At 57.2% G+C, this 17,407-nt stretch carries 20 protein-coding genes; 7 read left to right on the top strand and 13 right to left on the bottom strand.

The window, feature by feature from the left end; all coding sequences use genetic code 11:
- Positions 1-225: 225 nt before the first annotated feature.
- Positions 226-576 carry a ferritin-like domain-containing protein gene (locus Q4G72_RS17940; RefSeq protein WP_368409021.1) on the top strand — a complete coding sequence of 117 codons (351 nt, stop codon included), beginning with the start codon at positions 226-228 and terminating at the stop codon, positions 574-576.
- Here Q4G72_RS17940 and Q4G72_RS17775 read toward each other — a convergent pair.
- On the bottom strand, positions 466-1,398 hold the full coding sequence (locus Q4G72_RS17775; protein ID WP_303312782.1) for an alpha/beta fold hydrolase: 933 nt from the start codon (positions 1,396-1,398) through the stop codon (positions 466-468). The two genes, Q4G72_RS17940 and Q4G72_RS17775, sit on opposite strands and share 111 nt — an antisense overlap.
- A 271-nt stretch (positions 1,399-1,669) precedes the next feature.
- Here Q4G72_RS17775 and Q4G72_RS17770 point away from each other — a divergent pair, with 271 nt between their 5' ends.
- The 4 genes from Q4G72_RS17770 to Q4G72_RS17755 all read left to right on the top strand — a co-directional run bounded on the left by Q4G72_RS17770 (position 1,670) and on the right by Q4G72_RS17755 (position 3,349).
- Positions 1,670-1,894, top strand: a complete 225-nt coding sequence (locus Q4G72_RS17770; protein ID WP_303312781.1) for a hypothetical protein — start codon at positions 1,670-1,672, stop codon at positions 1,892-1,894.
- Between the two features lie 373 nt (positions 1,895-2,267).
- Positions 2,268-2,540: an RNA polymerase sigma factor gene (locus Q4G72_RS17765; RefSeq protein ID WP_303312780.1), complete on the top strand. Its 273-nt coding sequence runs from the start codon at positions 2,268-2,270 to the stop codon at positions 2,538-2,540.
- A 96-nt stretch (positions 2,541-2,636) separates the two neighbouring features.
- Positions 2,637-2,993 carry a hypothetical protein gene (locus Q4G72_RS17760; protein WP_303312779.1) on the top strand — a complete coding sequence of 119 codons (357 nt, stop codon included), beginning with the start codon at positions 2,637-2,639 and terminating at the stop codon, positions 2,991-2,993.
- A 146-nt stretch (positions 2,994-3,139) separates the two neighbouring features.
- A complete protein-coding gene (locus tag Q4G72_RS17755; protein ID WP_303312778.1) occupies positions 3,140-3,349 on the top strand; it encodes a hypothetical protein in 210 nt (69 codons plus the stop codon).
- Here the strand turns inward: Q4G72_RS17755 and Q4G72_RS17750 are convergent.
- The 9 genes from Q4G72_RS17750 to Q4G72_RS17710 all read right to left on the bottom strand — a co-directional run bounded on the left by Q4G72_RS17750 (position 3,346) and on the right by Q4G72_RS17710 (position 11,398).
- Entirely contained in the window at positions 3,346-3,519 is a 174-nt protein-coding gene (locus Q4G72_RS17750) for a hypothetical protein (RefSeq protein ID WP_303312777.1), read from the bottom strand. The two genes, Q4G72_RS17755 and Q4G72_RS17750, sit on opposite strands and share 4 nt — an antisense overlap.
- A 250-nt stretch (positions 3,520-3,769) precedes the next feature.
- Complete coding sequence (locus Q4G72_RS17745) at positions 3,770-4,273, bottom strand: polysaccharide deacetylase family protein (RefSeq protein ID WP_303312776.1); 504 nt, start codon at positions 4,271-4,273, stop codon at positions 3,770-3,772.
- Between the two features lie 76 nt (positions 4,274-4,349).
- Entirely contained in the window at positions 4,350-4,514 is a 165-nt protein-coding gene (locus Q4G72_RS17740) for a hypothetical protein (protein WP_303312775.1), read from the bottom strand.
- Between the two features lie 215 nt (positions 4,515-4,729).
- The gene (locus tag Q4G72_RS17735) at positions 4,730-5,551 is read right to left on the bottom strand and encodes an alpha/beta fold hydrolase (protein ID WP_303312774.1); all 822 of its coding nucleotides are present in this window, start codon (positions 5,549-5,551) and stop codon (positions 4,730-4,732) included.
- A gap of 738 nt (positions 5,552-6,289) precedes the next feature.
- Positions 6,290-6,919, bottom strand: a complete 630-nt coding sequence (locus Q4G72_RS17730; RefSeq protein ID WP_303312773.1) for a hypothetical protein — start codon at positions 6,917-6,919, stop codon at positions 6,290-6,292.
- 58 nt (positions 6,920-6,977) lie between these two features.
- A complete protein-coding gene (locus Q4G72_RS17725) occupies positions 6,978-7,598 on the bottom strand; it encodes a hypothetical protein (RefSeq protein WP_303312772.1) in 621 nt (206 codons plus the stop codon).
- 1 nt (position 7,599) lies between these two features.
- Positions 7,600-8,079, bottom strand: a complete 480-nt coding sequence (locus Q4G72_RS17720; RefSeq protein ID WP_303312771.1) for an RNA polymerase sigma factor — start codon at positions 8,077-8,079, stop codon at positions 7,600-7,602.
- 741 nt (positions 8,080-8,820) lie between these two features.
- Entirely contained in the window at positions 8,821-11,154 is a 2,334-nt protein-coding gene (locus Q4G72_RS17715; RefSeq protein WP_303312770.1) for a S9 family peptidase, read from the bottom strand.
- A 55-nt stretch (positions 11,155-11,209) separates the two neighbouring features.
- The gene (locus tag Q4G72_RS17710) at positions 11,210-11,398 is read right to left on the bottom strand and encodes a hypothetical protein (RefSeq protein ID WP_303312769.1); all 189 of its coding nucleotides are present in this window, start codon (positions 11,396-11,398) and stop codon (positions 11,210-11,212) included.
- Between the two features lie 87 nt (positions 11,399-11,485).
- Here Q4G72_RS17710 and Q4G72_RS17935 point away from each other — a divergent pair, with 87 nt between their 5' ends.
- Entirely contained in the window at positions 11,486-11,818 is a 333-nt protein-coding gene (locus tag Q4G72_RS17935; RefSeq protein ID WP_368409018.1) for a DinB/UmuC family translesion DNA polymerase, read from the top strand.
- A 1,850-nt stretch (positions 11,819-13,668) separates the two neighbouring features.
- Here the strand turns inward: Q4G72_RS17935 and Q4G72_RS17700 are convergent.
- Positions 13,669-14,142 (bottom strand): hypothetical protein, encoded by a 474-nt coding sequence (locus Q4G72_RS17700; RefSeq protein ID WP_303312767.1) that lies wholly within the window; start codon positions 14,140-14,142, stop codon positions 13,669-13,671.
- Between the two features lie 12 nt (positions 14,143-14,154).
- Positions 14,155-14,898 (bottom strand): ParA family protein, encoded by a 744-nt coding sequence (locus Q4G72_RS17695; RefSeq protein WP_303312766.1) that lies wholly within the window; start codon positions 14,896-14,898, stop codon positions 14,155-14,157.
- 766 nt (positions 14,899-15,664) lie between these two features.
- Between Q4G72_RS17695 and Q4G72_RS17690 the strand changes: the two genes are divergently transcribed.
- Positions 15,665-16,597 carry a replication initiation protein gene (locus Q4G72_RS17690; protein WP_303312765.1) on the top strand — a complete coding sequence of 311 codons (933 nt, stop codon included), beginning with the start codon at positions 15,665-15,667 and terminating at the stop codon, positions 16,595-16,597.
- A 241-nt stretch (positions 16,598-16,838) separates the two neighbouring features.
- Here the strand turns inward: Q4G72_RS17690 and Q4G72_RS17685 are convergent.
- Positions 16,839-17,407 (bottom strand): hypothetical protein (locus Q4G72_RS17685; RefSeq protein WP_303312764.1); only part of this gene is annotated, 569 nt, incomplete at its 5' end.

Here is a 17,407-nt window from a genome sequence, read left to right as displayed (position 1 = left end):
GGCGTCCCTGCTCCGCCGCGGCTTCTTAACGTTTACGGGCCTTGGCGTGGCGGGGGCAGCCCTGGCCTCGGCCGGGTGCCCCCGCCAACAAAGATGAAGAGACCAACCGCGTGAACGTGGGCAAGCACGCTCTGGCCGTGCTCAACTACGCCTATGCCCTGGAGCAGTTGGAGGCGGCCTTTTACATCAAAGTGACAGCCCGTTTTTTACGCCGGGGCGACCGAGCTGAAAAAAGACCTGCTCGTCGACATCCGCCAGGATGAAATCGTCCACCGCGAATGGTTCCGCGAGGTGCTAGCCTTGAAAAAAGTACCTAAGCTGCCGTTTGATTTTTCCTCCGTCAATTTCGCCGGCCGCACCAGCGTCCTCACGATGGTCCTCACCCTGGAAGACGTCGGCACCCAGGTAATGAGCAGTATCCGATTTCTTAGCGGGGTTTTCTGTTCCTACTCTCGTGCGCCCCTGCTATCGCCCCCGTTTTCGCCGCGACGAGAGCAGCCAAATACCGCCGGCCAGCAGCGCCAGCGCGGCTGCTACGACGGCCGCCTTAGGCAAAGCCGGGGCCGCCTCTTCTGATTTTGACAAGGCAATGGATTCGTCGGTGAAGGGCTGGCGGCTGGTAACGGCCAAAATCAGGCGCGTAGCTTCGGCGGGCTGGTCCCACTGCGGGAAGTGACCGCAGTGCTCAAACCAATACAGGCGCGCATCAGGGAATTTCGCCAGCGCCAGTTTCGACTGGCTCGGCAGGCACACCCGGTCCTGCCGGCCCCAGCCAATGACCAAGGGCCCGGGGATGCTGCCCTTGGGCGCGGGTTGCTGCACTTGGCCGTGCGCCAGCTGGTCGAGCAATTCGTCGAAAGCGGGCGAGTGGGCGAAGGTGTACATCTCGTCGATGGCCTGCTGCGCGTCCACGGCCCAGGGCCGGGCCGAAAACTGCGGCAGCAGCACGGTGCGGCCCACCGCCGAGCCGGCCAGGGCGGGCATCACCGGCTGCAGGGCCTTCACCAGCTTTACCGACACGTCCACCGAGTGGTAGAAAAAGGGAATCTGCCAGCCCTGCCAGAATCCGCCCGGGTCCAGGGACACCACCGCGCCCAGCACGCCGCCGCGCCGCGCCAGCTCCAGCACCAGCCGCGCGCCCATCGAGCTGCCCACGGCATCAATCCCGAGCAGGTCGTGCTGGGTGAGAAAGCCCGTCACCGCGTCGGCCAAGGTGGCGATAGAGTTTTCGCCGGCCAGCTGGGGCGTTTCGCCGTGGCCGGGCAAATCGACGGCAATGACGTCGCGCTCGGCGGCCAGGGCCTCGATAATGGTGTTCCAGGACCGCCAGCTGCCGCCGATGCCGTGAACCAGTAACAGGGGGCGGCCGGTGCCGCGGCGGACAAAATGCAACTCCATAAACGGGAGAATGAAAACGCGTGAAAAAGAAAGTACAGCCCTATAACAGCCGGCCCCCCGAAACGGCTGAACGAGGCATGCCCAAAAACGAAAAACTGCCCCAACGGGCCACAAACTGCGGGTTGTCGCTCGTGCCTTCCAATGACCCGTGGCTGGCCCGTCGCTTTCGCGTCCCTTTTTGTACCCATTGCCTTACGGCCGGTTACGGTCGGCTTTAAGTTGCCTCTTCACCGGCGGGCCATCCCCTCCCGCTGGTTTCTTCCCGTCCCGCATGGCTTCCGCCTACCCCTTTCCCGACGCTCTGCTGCCAGCGGTAGAGCAGCTTGGCGCTGATGCCCAGCTGCTGCGCAGCGGCTTGCGTGCGGCGGTTTTCCGCCGCCAGGCGCAGGCTTCGGCCTTGAAGGCCTCGTTGTATTGGCGCCGTTTATCGGGCGACGGCCCGCTCTTTTTTGCGGTCATCACAGAAGGAAGATACGTCCTTCTTCTGTCCGGCTAAACTAGATCCCCTCACTCCCAACACCTTACGCAGGCAAAAGCCCGAGAGTCAGCTCGGGTCACTAGTACGACCCGCGGGGGCACGTCAGGTAAAGACAGGAATACCAGTGGTTGACCGAGGGTAAGGGGGTTTTCACAGGGGAAAGAGTGGGTTTGATCGAAAAGGCGCGGCCGACGCCCACCCTGGGCGTAACTATTGCGTATCCCTCCCACGGATGAGCCCCTGGCAGGAGACTACGGGTTTGCTCTCTTTTCCTCTCCTTTCCCAAGCCGTTTGCTGAAGCCAGGACAACCCAGCGGATAGCGAGCGTCGCTATCCGGGTCCCGCCGGCACCTTTGTCTTCCTCTCTGCAGCTTGTCACCTACTGCTCATCATGTCGCCTGTTGAAGAATCTACCCTCGTGCAGCGGATGACTGCCCGAGAGCCCGCCGCCCTGGCGGCGTTTTATGACCACTATGGGGTGGCCTTGTATCGCGTCATTCTCGGCATCGTACACCGCCCCCTACTGGCCGAAGCGGTATTGCAGGAAAGCCTGATCCATCTTTCGTTTTCCCTCACCCGCTATGATGCTACGCGCGACCGCCTATTTCCCTGGACGGTTCGACTCTGCTGCGACCAGGCGCGCGACTCCCTCCATCCCCGCTAGGACCTCCCGGCCCCATCCATCGGGGCCTCCATGACGTAAAGGGGGAATTCCCCTGATGATGCGCTGGCCAAACACCTCACCCTCTTATTTCGGTTAATGGATACTCCTTCCCTCCTGATCCAGTTAGCGGCGCTGGGTCATGCCTTAGAGCACGCCCCGGACCCGCTCGATGGCAGCCGCCAGGGTCCGCTGGAGGCCGCGCGGGCCTTTCTCTTCGAGCACCTGGCCCAGGAGCCTCAGGTGCCCGACCGCGCCGAGGAGGTGCTGGCGCTGCTGGCGCCCTCACCCTACCAGCACCTGGGCTGGGAAGCGCAACGCGACCTGCTGGGGGAGGGTCTGGCGATCCTGCGGCAGGTATGGGTCGCCTCCCCTCCGCAGTTGAACCGGCAAGCCCGCACCCCCGGAGCAGGCGGTCCCAGGAGGAAACGGATCGCCCCCGCTGTACGCCCTTAAACATGCCTCCCATCCATCTCCCGCAAGATATTACCATTCTGCTGCGGGCTATCCGCAACCAATTGCTGGCCCTGCCGCCGCGCGCCCCCTATAGTTGCGCACGGCTCCTGCGCATCGCCGATCAACTCGACTACTGCCTGCAGCTCGTGCCACTCACCCAGTGGCCGGCCACGAGCCTGCAGGGAGAAAGCATGCCCGCCGCCGCTGAGGTCCGAGCCAGCATAGCAGAGGCACAACGCCTGTTACGCACGCTGCCCCTGCCCTGCTCGCTCGCCCAGCCGCTGCCGGTGCAGGCCCTGCCCACTTGGCTCCAGGCGTACCAGGTGCTCCAGCAGGTGCTGCGCCTCCTGGTCTAGTCCGGTAGCTCATCGCCGGCCCATTGTCGGGCTTCCGGTAGACTGACAAAAGCCCGGATCTCCAAGGGGAGTTCGGGGCTTGCCTCCTGGTACAGGTGGCCGATGAGCAGCCGGTTCACCGCCTGGTCCGCTTCCAGGCGCGCAAAGCGGGTAATCCCTAAGGCCACCATCGTGGGCAGCACGTACTCTCCGACCCACTGCAGATCCACTGGACGGATGGCCCCTAGCAGGCGGTCATTCGCAATCCAGGCCGTGACGCTGTGTTCCCTAGCTAGGTCAAGCGCCTCGGTGACATAGCGGCGAAAGTCAGCGCTGCTCACGAATCCCAGCCATTCGGTTTCCAGGGCTGTCCGGCGGCCGGGGTGCAGGTGTAGCAGCAGGTAGGGATAAATGCGTAAAGCATATGGGGCAGGAAGAAGGCTACAACCGGGGGGCAGCCGATCCCAATTGGGCCTGCTGCAGCCAGGCTTCCGCCTCCTTCCTACTCAGAAACAGGCGCATCGTGACTAGCTCCCCACTCCCCTGCTGAATGAGTTCCGCGGAGGCAGAGGCCAGCGTCTCGGGACTGATCACCTGCGCAATGTGGGTGAGGCCTAGCTGGACGGCGCGGGGAATCCACTGCGTCAGCAGCCACTGCTCCGCCTGGTCCCACAGTCCCACCACCTGGCGCATATCATTGACCAAATAGGGGGAATGGTGTTTGGCCAGCCAGGCCAGGCACGCATTCGACCCCTGCACAGTGGTCTCATAGGTTTGATACCCTTGCCACTTGTTGCAGAGCCAGTGATGGGCAGCATCGTATTCGATGGTGAGAAAAACTCTTCCCTGCCGGTCGGTGACTTTCATGGATAGGGTGCTAACGATAACAGAGGCCAGCGAATCAGATAGAAGAGGGGCTACTGTGGCACTTTCGTAACGAGGCATAGCTGCCCTATCTCACTCAACAGGCGCAGACTCAGCCGAATCTTCCTGCCGCTAGCGAGGTAGGGATCCGCGGGGCCTACGGACGGGCTGGACGATGGCGCCAGGGATGCCCGCTGCAGGAGCGCACAAAGACGGCTGTGCTGCCATCGGCCAGCCGGACTTCGGTGTAGACGCCATTACCATTAAAGTGGCGGTCAGCTAAACTCTGCAAGGCAGCTTCAATCGAGGTGGGAGTAGACATGGGGGAAAGGTAGGGGCTTTCTCCGATCGTAGCCCCATGGGATAGTGCGGCCGGGCCATCCATCTTCGAAAGACGGGGAACGGGGCTTCTTAGGTGAGGGAACAAGATGCCCTACGGATAAACATAATTCGACTTATATGACCCTTTTACTGAACTTATCGGCAGGTTTTCTGCCGTTGAGGTCAAAACACACCCGGCGCGAAGCACTCCCGTCGTCAATGCGCCAGGGCCGGTATTACGCTAGCCTGAAAGAACTCGTCCACCTTTCGATTGAACTCGTCGGCATGCTCCCGGAGCGTGGCGTGGCCGCTGTTGGGCACTATCCACAGCCAGGAGCGGCGCAAGTGGCGGTAGATAGCCACCGTATGGGCGTGCGTGATTCCGTCCCGGTCGCCGGCGATGATGAAAGCCGGCGCCGCAATCCGCCGCAGCGCCGGTAGCGGAATGTGGGGCTGCAGCACATCCAGCTTGAGTATCTTCCACTCATTACGCTGCACCGGGTCAGTGAAGATCTTGCCTTTATCCGCTTGGTAGGCTAACTGTAGTTCTTTCCATACCGCCGGCACGAGGGCCGCGGAGTCGGGCGACAAGTTGGCCCCCGTGGACGCCAGGCGCCGTACTTTCTTGGGGTGCCGGAGTGCGAGCACCAGGGCGTTAATACCGCCATCACTCCAGCCCAGCACATTCACCGAGTCCAGGTGCAACGCGGTGAGCAGGCCGGCAAAGTCATCGGCCATCATCTCAAAGCTCAGCGAGTCGCCCGGGTCCACCGACTTGCCGTGCGCCCGGCTGTCCACCGCAATCACCTGGTAGCGCTGGGCAAAGTAGGGGATGTTGGCCTTGAACTTCTCGATACTCCCACCATTGCCGTGAATCAGCAGCAGGGGCTGGCCTTTGCCATACACCTCATAGTAGAGCTTGACTCCCCGCACTAGTTGATAGTGGCCCGCGGCCGGGTTATGGCCGTAGGGCACGGGTTGACCCACAGCGAGCAGCCCGGGGAATAGCAAACAGAGTAGGAGAAGAAAAGGGCGCATAGGTGGGGTGGAAATAGCCGGGTTCACTTTGATTATCCCCAATATTGCTGGATAATTCCGTAGCCAGGCTAATAAAAAAAGCCGTCCCCAAGGGGTTCCCGTTACAACGGAATACTGGTGGCGAATTGGTTTTGAGCCATTACGAGCGGAATCAATTGCTCAAAGGCGGCCTGACGCGTCTGGGCTAACGGTGGTTTTCCCACGCTCTGCACAAAACAGGATTATGGGGGCAGTGGAGAAGTGCAAATACTCCCGCCTCCATCTGGGTTGTGTCCCTTAACGTAATGGTAGATCGCAGACGCGGCTGGGAAATGTCGTAGTTTAAGCCTGGTTCACTACAGGATTCGGGGATAGAACATTTCGCCTTCTATTCCTTTTTTTCTCGTCCTATCCGATGCGCCTCTGCTATCCTACCCTCCTGCTACTGCTTGTCCTCAGCAGCGGCGCGTCCGAGTACCGGCCATGTCCCAACCGTCAGACCGCCCCACGCGGCAGCTCTAACAGGATCTGGTCCTGGAAGTGATCGAACAGCGCTTGGGCATTGACTTTCCTCCGGAAGAAAACCAGGTATATATCGAGTTTTTCTGCAAACAGGTGGATTTACACGCTAAGCCTCCCTATCAGAAAGGGCAACCCAGAAACCGGCTTAAAAAGGCCAAATCCAAGCAATCCAGCAGAAACGAGGAGTTAAACGTTAGGGTGTGAATCCGCCCGTTGGCAAGCAGAACCTGGCAGGACTCAGTAAGGGCTCTTCCTGATCTGCGCATCGGCGGGGAGCGCGAAGCGCGTATCGCTGAGCTGGAGCGGGTGGACACCGGTCGCCACGCTCTCCAGGCTAAACTGAGGGGTCTCGATCACGATCTTCAGCGGGACTGCCCCGGCTTGCGAGAGGTAGGCATACCAGTTAGCGTACCGGTGCCCTTTATACAGATCCTGCTGCACGGGTAGTCGCGGGCTGAAGTAGTATTTCTGCACCCCGCTTCTGCAAACCAGGGTCAACTCGTCGCATTTGTACCCCAGGATCTCGATGGCGCCTTTGCGAAGCGTTGTGCTCAGTACGCTGTCGGGGTTCGAGGCGCCCGCCTGCCAGAGTAACTTTTCAGAACCGACGACCTTACTGTACAGCTTGTTGTCACTGTGACGGTACAACTGCCAGATCAGCTGCGTTCCGTTGATCTCGGACAAATAATCCCCTCCTTTTAGGTACCAGGTCTGCACATTGCCCATCATAGTGTTGAGCTGCCCGTCGGAGAGACCAGGGGTGTTGCTCGTGTAGGTGTTGCGGTACACGATTTTGCCCTCAAAGTTCTGGGCAGGGGCCACAAGGCAGCTAACGACCAAGGCCAGGGTGAATAGAATCTGTTTCATGTGGAAAGGGTAAGGGTTTAGAAAGGGTTAGTGGGTAAGAAGGACGCCGATAAGAGGCTTAGAAGCCGGGGGTATCTTCCAGGTCGCTCAGGTTGGCTTCCATGGCCCTGATCCGCCGGAAAAAAACCGCCCGGTAGTACCCGTACCGGAGCAGGAAAGAGAAACCCGTCAGGGCCACGGCAGCCAGGCTGCTGGCGGAAAATGACAGGCCAATGCCAGGCACCTCGAACACCGCGTAGAAGGCCACCGGGGAGATCACCAGGAATACAGCGTTGGTGAACCGGTAGTAGTGTTTAAACGCCGCCAGGGTCCGGCGGAGCGCTTCCCGCGAGCTGGCGTCGGTATTCTGCGAGAAAATCTCCTCCTGTCGACGGTAGGTCCACCCGGAGAACAGCGCGAAACCTACCAGCACGGCAACCAGGGGAATCTTTGCGGCCAGCGCGGCCCCTGCCAAGCCCCGGTGGTACTGCCACCCCAGGTAACCGACCGTCAGCAGCACCAGCAGGGCGGCATTCCACCCGCCGATTCGGTTCCAGAAGGCACTCTTCTCCCGCAGCTCCCCCAAAGAGCTGGTGTTGCGCTCGATGATCCTCGCTACTGCCTCCCGGGTAGGTCCCCCCTGTTCGGGCCCTTCCCGGCGGGCGGCGCCCCAGTTTTTTTTGAATTCGTCCAGTTCCATGCTAGGCTATGCTGATGAGTGTTCGTAGTTGGGCCTTGATCCGGTTGAGTTTATATCCCACATTCGCCTCCGAGATGCCCAGCACCTCGGCCATCTCCCGGTAGCTGCAGTCCTCCAGGTAGAGCAGAGTCAGGGCCTGGTCCACTTGGGAGAGCCGCCGGATCGCCCGGTACATGGCCGCCATTTCCTCGCTGGGGCCACCCTCCGCGGCCGGAACCTGGAAGGCCTCAGGCCCCAGTTCGGCGAACCGCTCGGCCTTGGTTTCCTTCCGCAGCCGGGTGATCGCGGTGTTGAGTGCGACCCGGTACAGCCAGGTGGTGACTTTGGAGCCGCCCCGGAAATTGGGGTAGGAACGCCAGAGCTGCAGCACGATGTCCTGAAAGAGGTCTTCCCGGTCTTCCTTGGAATGGCAGTACATGCTGCAGACCTTTTGGATCAGGCCCGGGTGGCTTTCGATGAGGAGAAGGAACTGCTCTTTCAAGATGCTCGGTGTTTGCCGATTAGTCGGGGAAAGCGAGGAATCCTTAGGGAAGCTCTGGATGTAGACGGGTATCCACCTGACTTACAGGGAGAAAAAGTTCAATTGTTTTTTCTCCCTACGGAGGTCTCGCGCTTGCCCACCCCGCTGCTGGCCATCGGACGAGGCCATTCCTGCTAGCTCCAGGTCGGTACACTGGCAGGTGAGTGCGTGCCAACGCTTCCCGTAAGGAGCGCATTTAGGGAACGATTGGCGTGGGCACAGGACCATGTTCCGATCGCGCAGGCAAGGTTATTTATACGTTGATTGCTGAACACGTTAGCTGTACCAACTGGGCGTGTCTTCTGCCTGATTCGCCAGCTGCTGCGTACGCAGCCAAGGGGTACAGGGATAGAGAGGTTTCCGTAAACAAACCACCCGCTTACCGGCTGAATGCGGAAGTGAAGCGAGTGGGTGCTCCTGTGGAAGCGTCTCCCTGCTTACCTTCTGTACCAAACTTTTAACCAAGGCCAACTTTTTTGACGTCGTGCTCACGACCACTTCTATCCTATTACCAGCCATGGACACGTACGGATAAGCCGGCCACTTATCAGGCACTAGATAGGTCTGATAAGTGGCCGATTTGCGGATACTATTACGGGCGCCTGCATGGGTGACGCAACGATGCGCTGATTCCTGCCTTTATTTGGCGCAAGGACGGGCTTTCCGGGTAGCCTGAAACCAACCTACTGCCTGTCAATTCTCTTACAGCACGGCGTTGCGCGGGTCGGGCTTGGGCTTCATTTCGTAGTCCTGCGGGGGCTGGGCACCGGCCAGGTGCTGCACGAAGTAGTCCCAGCGGCGGCGTGTCATGTAAGGCGAGTAGCTGCCGTAGCCATGCTGGGCGTTCGGAAACACCACCAGGTCGTAGCTCTTGTTGGCTTTGGTGAGCGCCTCGACCAGCAGCAGGGTGTTGGCGGGCGGCACGTTGTCGTCCATCAGGCCGTGGGCCAGCAGCAGCTTGCCTTTCAAGTTTTTGGCGAACGTGAGGTTCGACTGGTTGTCGTAGTTGGTGGTGCCGTCGGGGTTGGTGGTGAGCAGGCCCACGTAGCGCTCCGCCCAATCGTCTTCGTAGTTGCGGTTTTCATGGTTGCCCGACTCCGAGATGCCCACTTTGAAGAAATCAGGGTAGCGGAACATGGCCGCTGCCGTGGCATAGCCGCCGCCCGAGTGGCCCCAGATGCCGGCCCGGCTCAGGTCGATGTAGGGGTACTTCTGGGCCAGCTGGCGCATGCCGGTCACTTGGTCCGACAGCGTGTTTTCGGCCATGTTGCCGTAGCATAGGTCGTGGTAGCTCTTGGAGCGCAGCGGGTTGCAGCTGCCCTCAATCACCACCACCACAAAGCCCAGCTCAGCCAAGGCCTGGTTGTCGCCGCGCGCGGCCGAGAACGACCAGCTGCCCACGCCGCCGCCCTGGGGCCCGGGGTAGATGTAGTTGATAATGGGATACTTCTTCGCCGGGTCCAGGTTCGTGGGCGTAAACATCAGCCCGTAAAGGTCAATCTGGCCATCCTGGGCTTTCACCATAATGGGCGTGGGTGCCTTCCAGCCCGTGGCGGTGAGGCGCGAAATGTCGGTCTTTTCCAACGGCGTCACCAGCTTGCCATCGGCGGCACGCAGCAGGGTGGCGCCGGGGCGGTCGGGCTGCGAGTAGCTATCGATAAAATAGCGGCCCGAGGGCGCGAGTGTCACCTGGTGGTTGCCGGCTTCGGGCGTGAGCAGCGTCAGGTGCTTGCCGTCCAGCCCAATGCGGTAGAGGCGGGTGAAGTAGGGGTTGCCGGGCTCGCGGCCGTCGGCCAGGAAGTAGAGCTCGCGCTTCTTCTCGTCTACTTTCAGCAGCTGCGTCACCACAAAGTTGCCCTTGGTAATCTGGTGCTTCACCTTGCCGGTGGAGGTATCATAGAGGTACAGGTGGCCCCAATTGTCGCGCTCCGAATACCAGATGGCTTCCTTGGTTTTGGGCAGGTAGCGCCAGTTGATGGCCCCTTGGCCCGACTCGTACTGCGTGGGCACGGTTTCTTCAAATACGTCGCGCACGGCGCCAGTGGCGGCATCAGCTATGCGCATCTTGGCCTGCTTGTGGTCGCGGGATGTCGATACGAAGGCCAGCTGGCTGCCGTCGGGGCTCCAGTCCACGTCGTCGAAGGTGCCGCTACTGGCAATATCGTCGGAGAGCGAGCCGCGGTGCGGGTCGGGCGGCATCTGGAAGCGCACCACTTTCGGGGTGTTCACTTCCACAATCACCCGCTCTATCATCGCAATGTCCTTGTCGCCGGGCAGCGGGTACTTCCAGGCTTTCAGGGTGGGCTTGCCCACGTTGGTGGTGACCAGGTACATGTCGCTCACGTTGCGCTGGTCTTGCCGGAAGGTGGCCATCTTGCGCGAATCGGGCGACCAGCGCAGCACGGGCTTGTCGCTGTGGGTCCAGCCGGCGTTATCGGTGGCGTAGCCGTAGTCCTTGGCGCCGTCGGTGGTGAGCTGGGTTTTCTGATTGGTTTTGGTGTCGCGTACCCACAGGTTGTAGTCCTGAATGTAGGCGGCCAGCTGGCCGTTGGGCGACTCTATTTCGATTGCGGCGTTGGGGTTGGGCTTGGCCGCGGGCTCGGTGTTGGGGCTCACCTGGCCGCGGGCGACGTCGTATTTCCAGCTTTTGCCGCCCGCCGCGAAGGAAATGGTCTTCTCATCGGGCGAAAACGTGAGCGTGCGGAACGGCAGCCGGCTCGCCTCGTAGGTTTTGCCGCTGGCCGTAGAAAGCGCGGCGGCGAGCTGGGCGTGGTCGAAGGCCGGCTTTCGGGTTTTGCGGGCCGGGTCTACCAGCACAAACTGGCTGCCCTGGGCCGTCATCACCCGGTACCAGAACCGGTCGTTGGCCTGCCAGTGCGGCTGATCGGCCAGGCCATCGACCAGCGGGGCGGTGTTGTAGCCCATGAACCGTTCGGCCCGGGCGTAGTCCTGGTCGGTGAGGGTAGGCTGCTGGGCCGAAGCCGTGGCGGAAACCAAAAGCGCCGCGGCAAGGAGCCCGGGAAAATACTTGTGCATAGCCGTTGTCAAAAAAGCAGAGCGTCGGAGTGATTGGCTAGGCAAGGTAGCGAGTTCAAGCGCCTTTTTCTGCTGGGCGGCCCAGGCATCCATCTTCCCCTCCAGCACGGCCAGCGGCATCCTGCCCCGGCGAAACAAGGCAGCCCTCTATTTCGGCCGTGGCGCCCTGTTCCGAGATGGGTTCGTTGTCCATCCTGTACTTGATGGCCGGCGCGCGGGTCATGCCTTTAGTGTGCAGGCACACCTGCTGCCGTGTTTTGGAGCAAGAGCCGGTTTGGCCTGGAATTGCCCCCCTACACGAGCACCACCGTGCTGACCCTACCGGTGACCGGTGGCCACTCAAGACACGGTGAAGCTCGTACGCGATGCTAGAACGGGCTTAAAACGCCTGTGGCAGCCGGGGCAGCACTACCCCAAGGCCGGCATTGTGCTCGATGGGCTCGAACAGGGCCAGCAGCAGCTGACCCTGTTCGAGCCCCGGTCGTGTCGGCGCAGCGCCAGCGCCTGCTGCTGGAGCTCGACGCACTCAACCGTCGCTTGGGGAAAGGCACCGTGCAGCTGGCAGCCACCACCCGCCTACCCGGCCAGGCGCGGGCGCCCTAGGAAGGGCAAGTCCAGTGGCGCAGCCCGCAGTATACTACCCGCTTGGAGAAGCTGCTGCTAGTGCGCTAAAACCTGCCGCGGCAAGCCTCCTCCGAGGTACGCGTAAGGCTCAACTCGTCCAGGTGCTGCGACTTCCCAGTGGGGCGGCATCCGTGGCCGGTAGGCGAGGGCTCGCTCCGCCTGGCTGCAGGCCAGTACTTCCAAGGGTTTCCGGTACTTACAAGGAGTTGAAGTCCTTGTAAGTACCGGAAACCCTTGGAAGTACTGGAAACCCTGGGAAGTACTTCAACCCCTTGGAAGTACTGGAAGTCCTTGTAAGTACTGGGAAACCCTGGGAAGTACGGGGAAATACGGCTTGATCCGAGCCGCCGCCCGCAAAAGAAGGAAAGAACGCGCCCAATAGTCCGATTCCAAGGGCGTACCTGGCAAAAAACACCTCGATTCCGACCCGTTTTTCGGGGTCTGCCGCTGCGGCAGAGGGCGGCAGTGCACGAGCCCCCTCTGGGCCCGTAAAAAAAGGCCGTACCGTATAGGGATTACATGCCAAAAGCCCCCCTACTGCCGGTACTTGACACGACCCATATGCGTGCTTCACCGGGAGACACTAGAAACAGCCGCTTCGGCACGGCCCATTCGCTGCAAACGCCCTTTTTGCCTGCCCGCGCCCACGCTGCAACCCGCGTGGCCCAGCATGCCCGCTCCTATGGTCATCCGCTATTTTGCTGCGCCTCGTTGCCGGGCAGATAGGGAGTCCTCTTTCCTGGTGCCGGTACTGCCTTTTTTCGCTTGAAATACCTTGAAAAATGCCCCATCAATAGCCGCCTATTTGCGTGCCCATTAACGGCTAGCCGTAAAAATTGCATTTTGCCGCTCTTTTCGCTTCACCAGCTGCCCTAGGTAGAGAAGCCAGGGTTATCGTGCGCGCTATCAGCACGTACTGCGCCCGTATTTCCAAGGGTTTCCAGTAGATACAAGGGTTTGAAACCTTGTATCTACTGGAAACCCTTGGAAATACGGAAAAGCGAGCTCGTCGTCTCCCCTGTTGGCCTAACTGGACAGAGAAATCAGGTGCCTACCGCGAAAATTCAGGCCGAAACAGGATAATTCTACGGGTCTCTCGCCGTTAATAGGCGCTGTTTTCGGATGCGCTGTCCCGCCTTTTCCGGGCATCGGGAAGGGAGCGTGTTCGCAGGATGCCGCGGACCAGAAAACAGCCGGTGCGCGTACGCCAAATACCGTGAAAAACGGCACCTGGTACAGGGGAGAACAGCAGGCTTCCGTGTCGTCTGCTGGAAAGCAGCGCCCCCCCCTGTCACAGCCCATGAGCTGCAAACGCGGTTTTACACGCTATGCGGACGCGTCATGCCATCCCATGGCGAGCAGGCGCTTCCGTATCAACACCCCTCCTATTGCCTGTCGCGATTTCCTTCGTGGAGAAGAGCCCCCATTTCGCGCGTGAAACGCCACTGTTTCCAGCGAAAATTCCTGCAAAAAAGGCCGCGCAGTACCCCCTTTGAGGAGCATAGGAATCAATTTCCCGGAAAATGGTATTTTGCCGAGTAAGTGGCGCGTCGTGCCGCTGATACAAAGTTCTTGTAACACTCCGAGAAGTACTTCAGCAAGCACTTACGGAAGTTCCATAAGTGCTTGTGAGGAATACAGAGTTGCTGAGAACCTCAAGTATTACTTGAAGTATGGTTTGGTTGCCTCTATTCCTAGCCCTAATGTTGCCTGTTGAACAACGGCTTTCTGCCGGTGCTTCTAGAGTGTAGGCTAGTAACGTATGCTACCGAGGTGATAGGTACCAACCGGAAGAAGTTTTATCAGGAATATTTATTCATGCTTCAAGCCCAAAAAGCTTCGGCTAGTTAAGGCACATTAAACAAGCTAACCTTTACTATGGACTTCCTTCTACTTAGGAATTCCGCGCCGGATTTTCTGCTTTCGGCTTTCCTCCTGCTGCCGGATATGGGCCGGGCGTGGTTCTATTTTCGCTCCTTTAAAGAGCATGTCTAGGGCTTCATGTAAAGCCTGCTTTTGGGTGTACTCGTACTGCCCTTTCGTGCGCTTGGTATGCACGTAGTCTTTTAGCTGCTCTAGGTACTGCTGGCCAATGATGAAGGTCTGTCGAACATCAATATCCTCTTCAGGAACATTAGTAACAGTAGCAACATCAGTAACACTAGTAATATCATTGGCTTCTCTACTAGCCAGGGCCCTGGCGTTTAAGACTTTGATCCTTTCCCTTGCTTGCGCAGCTTTCTCCTTTACCGTTTGCAAATCTACTGGGCTACGGTCTTGTTCTAGAAAATCTAGGATGTCCTTCTCCGATATCCGTTTGGCGGCTTCCGGTTTAGCCGGCAACTGTTTAAATGATTTTGCCATAAAGAGCCGTGTTTAACGCGTCAAAATTTCCTGAATGAGCGAGTGGTAGTCGGCAGCCCCAGCGCTGCTAGGGGCGTAGCTGAAGATATCCTGGCCCAAGTGGGGTGCCTCGCCCAGGGCAATAGTTTCCCGTACCGTACTAGTGAGTACCATATCCGGATACTTCTCCCGGATAGTCTCGGCCGTTTCACGCCGCAACACTTTGCGCGCATCGAAGCGGGTAAAGAAGATACCTCCCACCGTTAAACCTGGGTTTAGGCGCTTCTTAACCCGGGAAACCATCTCCAGTACCTTTTCCAGCCCATCCGTCGCGTAGAGCTGCGCTTCCAGCGGAATATACAGAGCATCAGCGCAGGCATAAGCGTTGAGGGTGATCAGTCCCAGCGCTGGAGGGCAGTCCAGAAGGATGTAGTCGCAGCGCTCTTGTAGTGGTTCCAGAAGCTCCTTCAGCAGAAATTCCCTGTCAAGCTCATCCCCTTTCACTTTCTCAAAGCTGGACAGTGCAGGAGAGCCGGCAATCAGAGCAAGGTTCTCCTGAAGAGGATACGCCTTGACTTTATACTCCTGCAGCAGGGCGCCATACACGTTGAACTCAGCATCCGTTAGGCCCAGTCCACGGGTTAGATTGATCTGAGGGTCCAAATCGACTAGGAGTACTTTATACCCTTCCCGGGCTAATCCAGCACCCACGTTAGCGGCAGAGGTGGTCTTGCCCACCCCACCTTTTTGGTTTGTGAAAGCGATAATCTTGCTCATGCGGCAATACTACAAATAGAAATTCAGGTTATATATGTTACTGATGCACGGGCGTGTTATAAATGTTTCAAGTGTTATTAATGTTACTAGTGTTACTTATGTTCATTTTGTTATTAATGTTCCAGGTATTACCCACGTAACATGTTAATGTGACACCAGTTTATTAATCCTACAATTTATGGAATACCAATAGTTAGGTAGAGATGCTAGGGATCGGCACCTAACTATTGTGGTTTACTAAGCGCGGTGACGCCATCTTGTTATTTGAGGTAGGAATGTGACCAGGGCTTGAACTGGCAGGGGGTATTGAAACTTATAAAACGTGGTTTTTAGAAAGCGACTTATAAAATGTGGTTTTATATTAGTTTGGTAATACAAATACTTAACATAGTGCAATCGCCGAGCTCGTATGGGTCTTTCCCACCCATTTGATGCTTTTTGTTGCTGTTCTGATAAAACCACGTTTTATAAGCGGCACAACATCTCTAAGAGCTTAAGTCAGAGGGTAACATCAAATTTGTGAAATCTTTAAGCATTTATCTATTTGCAGGGGATATAACTCACTAAATATCAATGGTATATAAGAGTATTAAACCACGTTTTATAAGTTTTATACCACTTTTTATCAGTTAGGACGCACGTTTTATAAGCGAAAAACCACGTTTTATAAGTCTATCTACCACATATTATAAGTGTAAAACCACGTATAAAAAGACTAGTGGTTTTTGTACTGTCTCTTTCCTACATTTAGCGAAATATTCCCCCTATGCAGCAAGATAGTACATCCTTATCGGCCTTAGCTATTCGCCAGCACAATGCGATAACCACTGCGCGGTACGATTACTCGGCATGTCAGTTAGATATCTTATTCTATGTACTTTCCAAGCTGCGGAAAGATGATGGGCCGGATACCCAATACTGCATCTACGTCAAAGATATCGAGGACATGACTGGCCGTAAGTGGAATTACCAGCAGTTGCGTGAAGCCACCGCCGATATGGGTTCACGGATGTTTGAGGTGGAAAATGCCCAGGTGTATAAGCAGATCTGGATGTTTCAGAAGGTAGAATACATCAAAGGGAAGGGCTATCTAGAGATTGAGCTTTCGCGTCATATCCGCCCCTACCTCTATGAGCTGAAAGATAACTTCACCTCCTATCAATTGCATTCTGCTCTTAAGCTGACTAGCAAATATGCTAAGCGCATTTACCAGCTGGCTTCACAGTGGAAGGACATTGGAGAGACGAAAGCCTATGACTTGGAAGATTTTAAGCTCATGCTTAAGCTCAAGGATCCGACCGGAAAAGAACCCGAGCAGTTCCAGAACATCAGTCAACTCAAAGCCCGGGTGTTGGATATAGCGGTTCGGCAGATCAATGAGCACACTGACCTGCAGATTGACTATAAGCTACAGAAGAAGGGGAGGTCTTTCACTGGGGTTCGCTTTTATGTGCAGCGCCAACAGCCACAGCAATTACCTATTCTCTTTGGCGATGGGCCGGATGATACGCGGACGCAGATAGCCCGGCAGCATTTGGAAACGTTAGGTATTGCGCAAGTCGAATTAGTGCAGCAGATTTTAAGCCAGCCAAGGCTAGTAGATGAGCTATTCAAATTCATGTATAAGCTCAAAACAGATAAAGTAAAGGCTGATCGTAACCCAGGGGGGTTATTTCTGAAGATGCAGGGTTTACGATAAGTCGAAAAACCACTTTTTATAAGTGCATCCAAACTAAATGTTACACAGTAATATCAGTAACACTATGTTATCATAATCTCTAATGGCTTATAAGTCATGATTTTATAATGGCAGAGTTATTAGGCCTCCTATCTCGCGCTTGTCGCTTTGCTGAAACCACCGTTTGTAAGATGGGACAAGGGCGCTAAGGCCCGCCAATGCCTTGGTTAAAGCATTGTTTTGTAAAGGAATGAGGACGATGCTAGGCTTTATACCAAGCGTCTTCGGCTTGTTGGAGGGTTCGCCCGACGTGGTCAAAGAGCAGGGTCATGTTGGTGGCAAAGGGCGGCTGCATCACGTCCCACTCCCACCCCAAGGGGATGCTCGGAAAATGGTTGCTGAGCTGCTGCAAAAAAGCGGGCCATCCGAGAAGGGATTCCGTCAACCTCAAGTACGATCCATTGCTAAAGAACAGGTCCAGGCAGATTTCGTCAGTAGTGAGGCAGTCGAGCTTAAAGCCAAACGCACTCTGCAGAGCAGCCCACTCATAATGCCCCTTTCCATAGGGCTGGATGAGGCGAAAGCCCGTTTCGCCGAAGACAAAGGCACCTTCTGCAGAACAGGAATCAGAACAGGTCATGGGATAGCGCGGAAAACCAAGCATCAGATGTACTCTGTGGGTAAGGCGAAAGTACCACCATTCCAGGGTAAGGTTAGAGGAGGTAAAACCTACCATTTTTCCGAGGCGGGTCCCATACCTAATCTTATGTAAAGGGAAATTTCTGAGAAGGGAAGCTATTAATCTTTTGCCTACTCTTGCCAGAAAGTACA

Origin of the sequence: Hymenobacter sp. BT730 (genome assembly GCF_030542105.1) — a bacterium.
Taxonomy (GTDB): domain Bacteria; phylum Bacteroidota; class Bacteroidia; order Cytophagales; family Hymenobacteraceae; genus Hymenobacter.
This window is presented reverse-complemented; position numbering and strand designations above follow the sequence as displayed.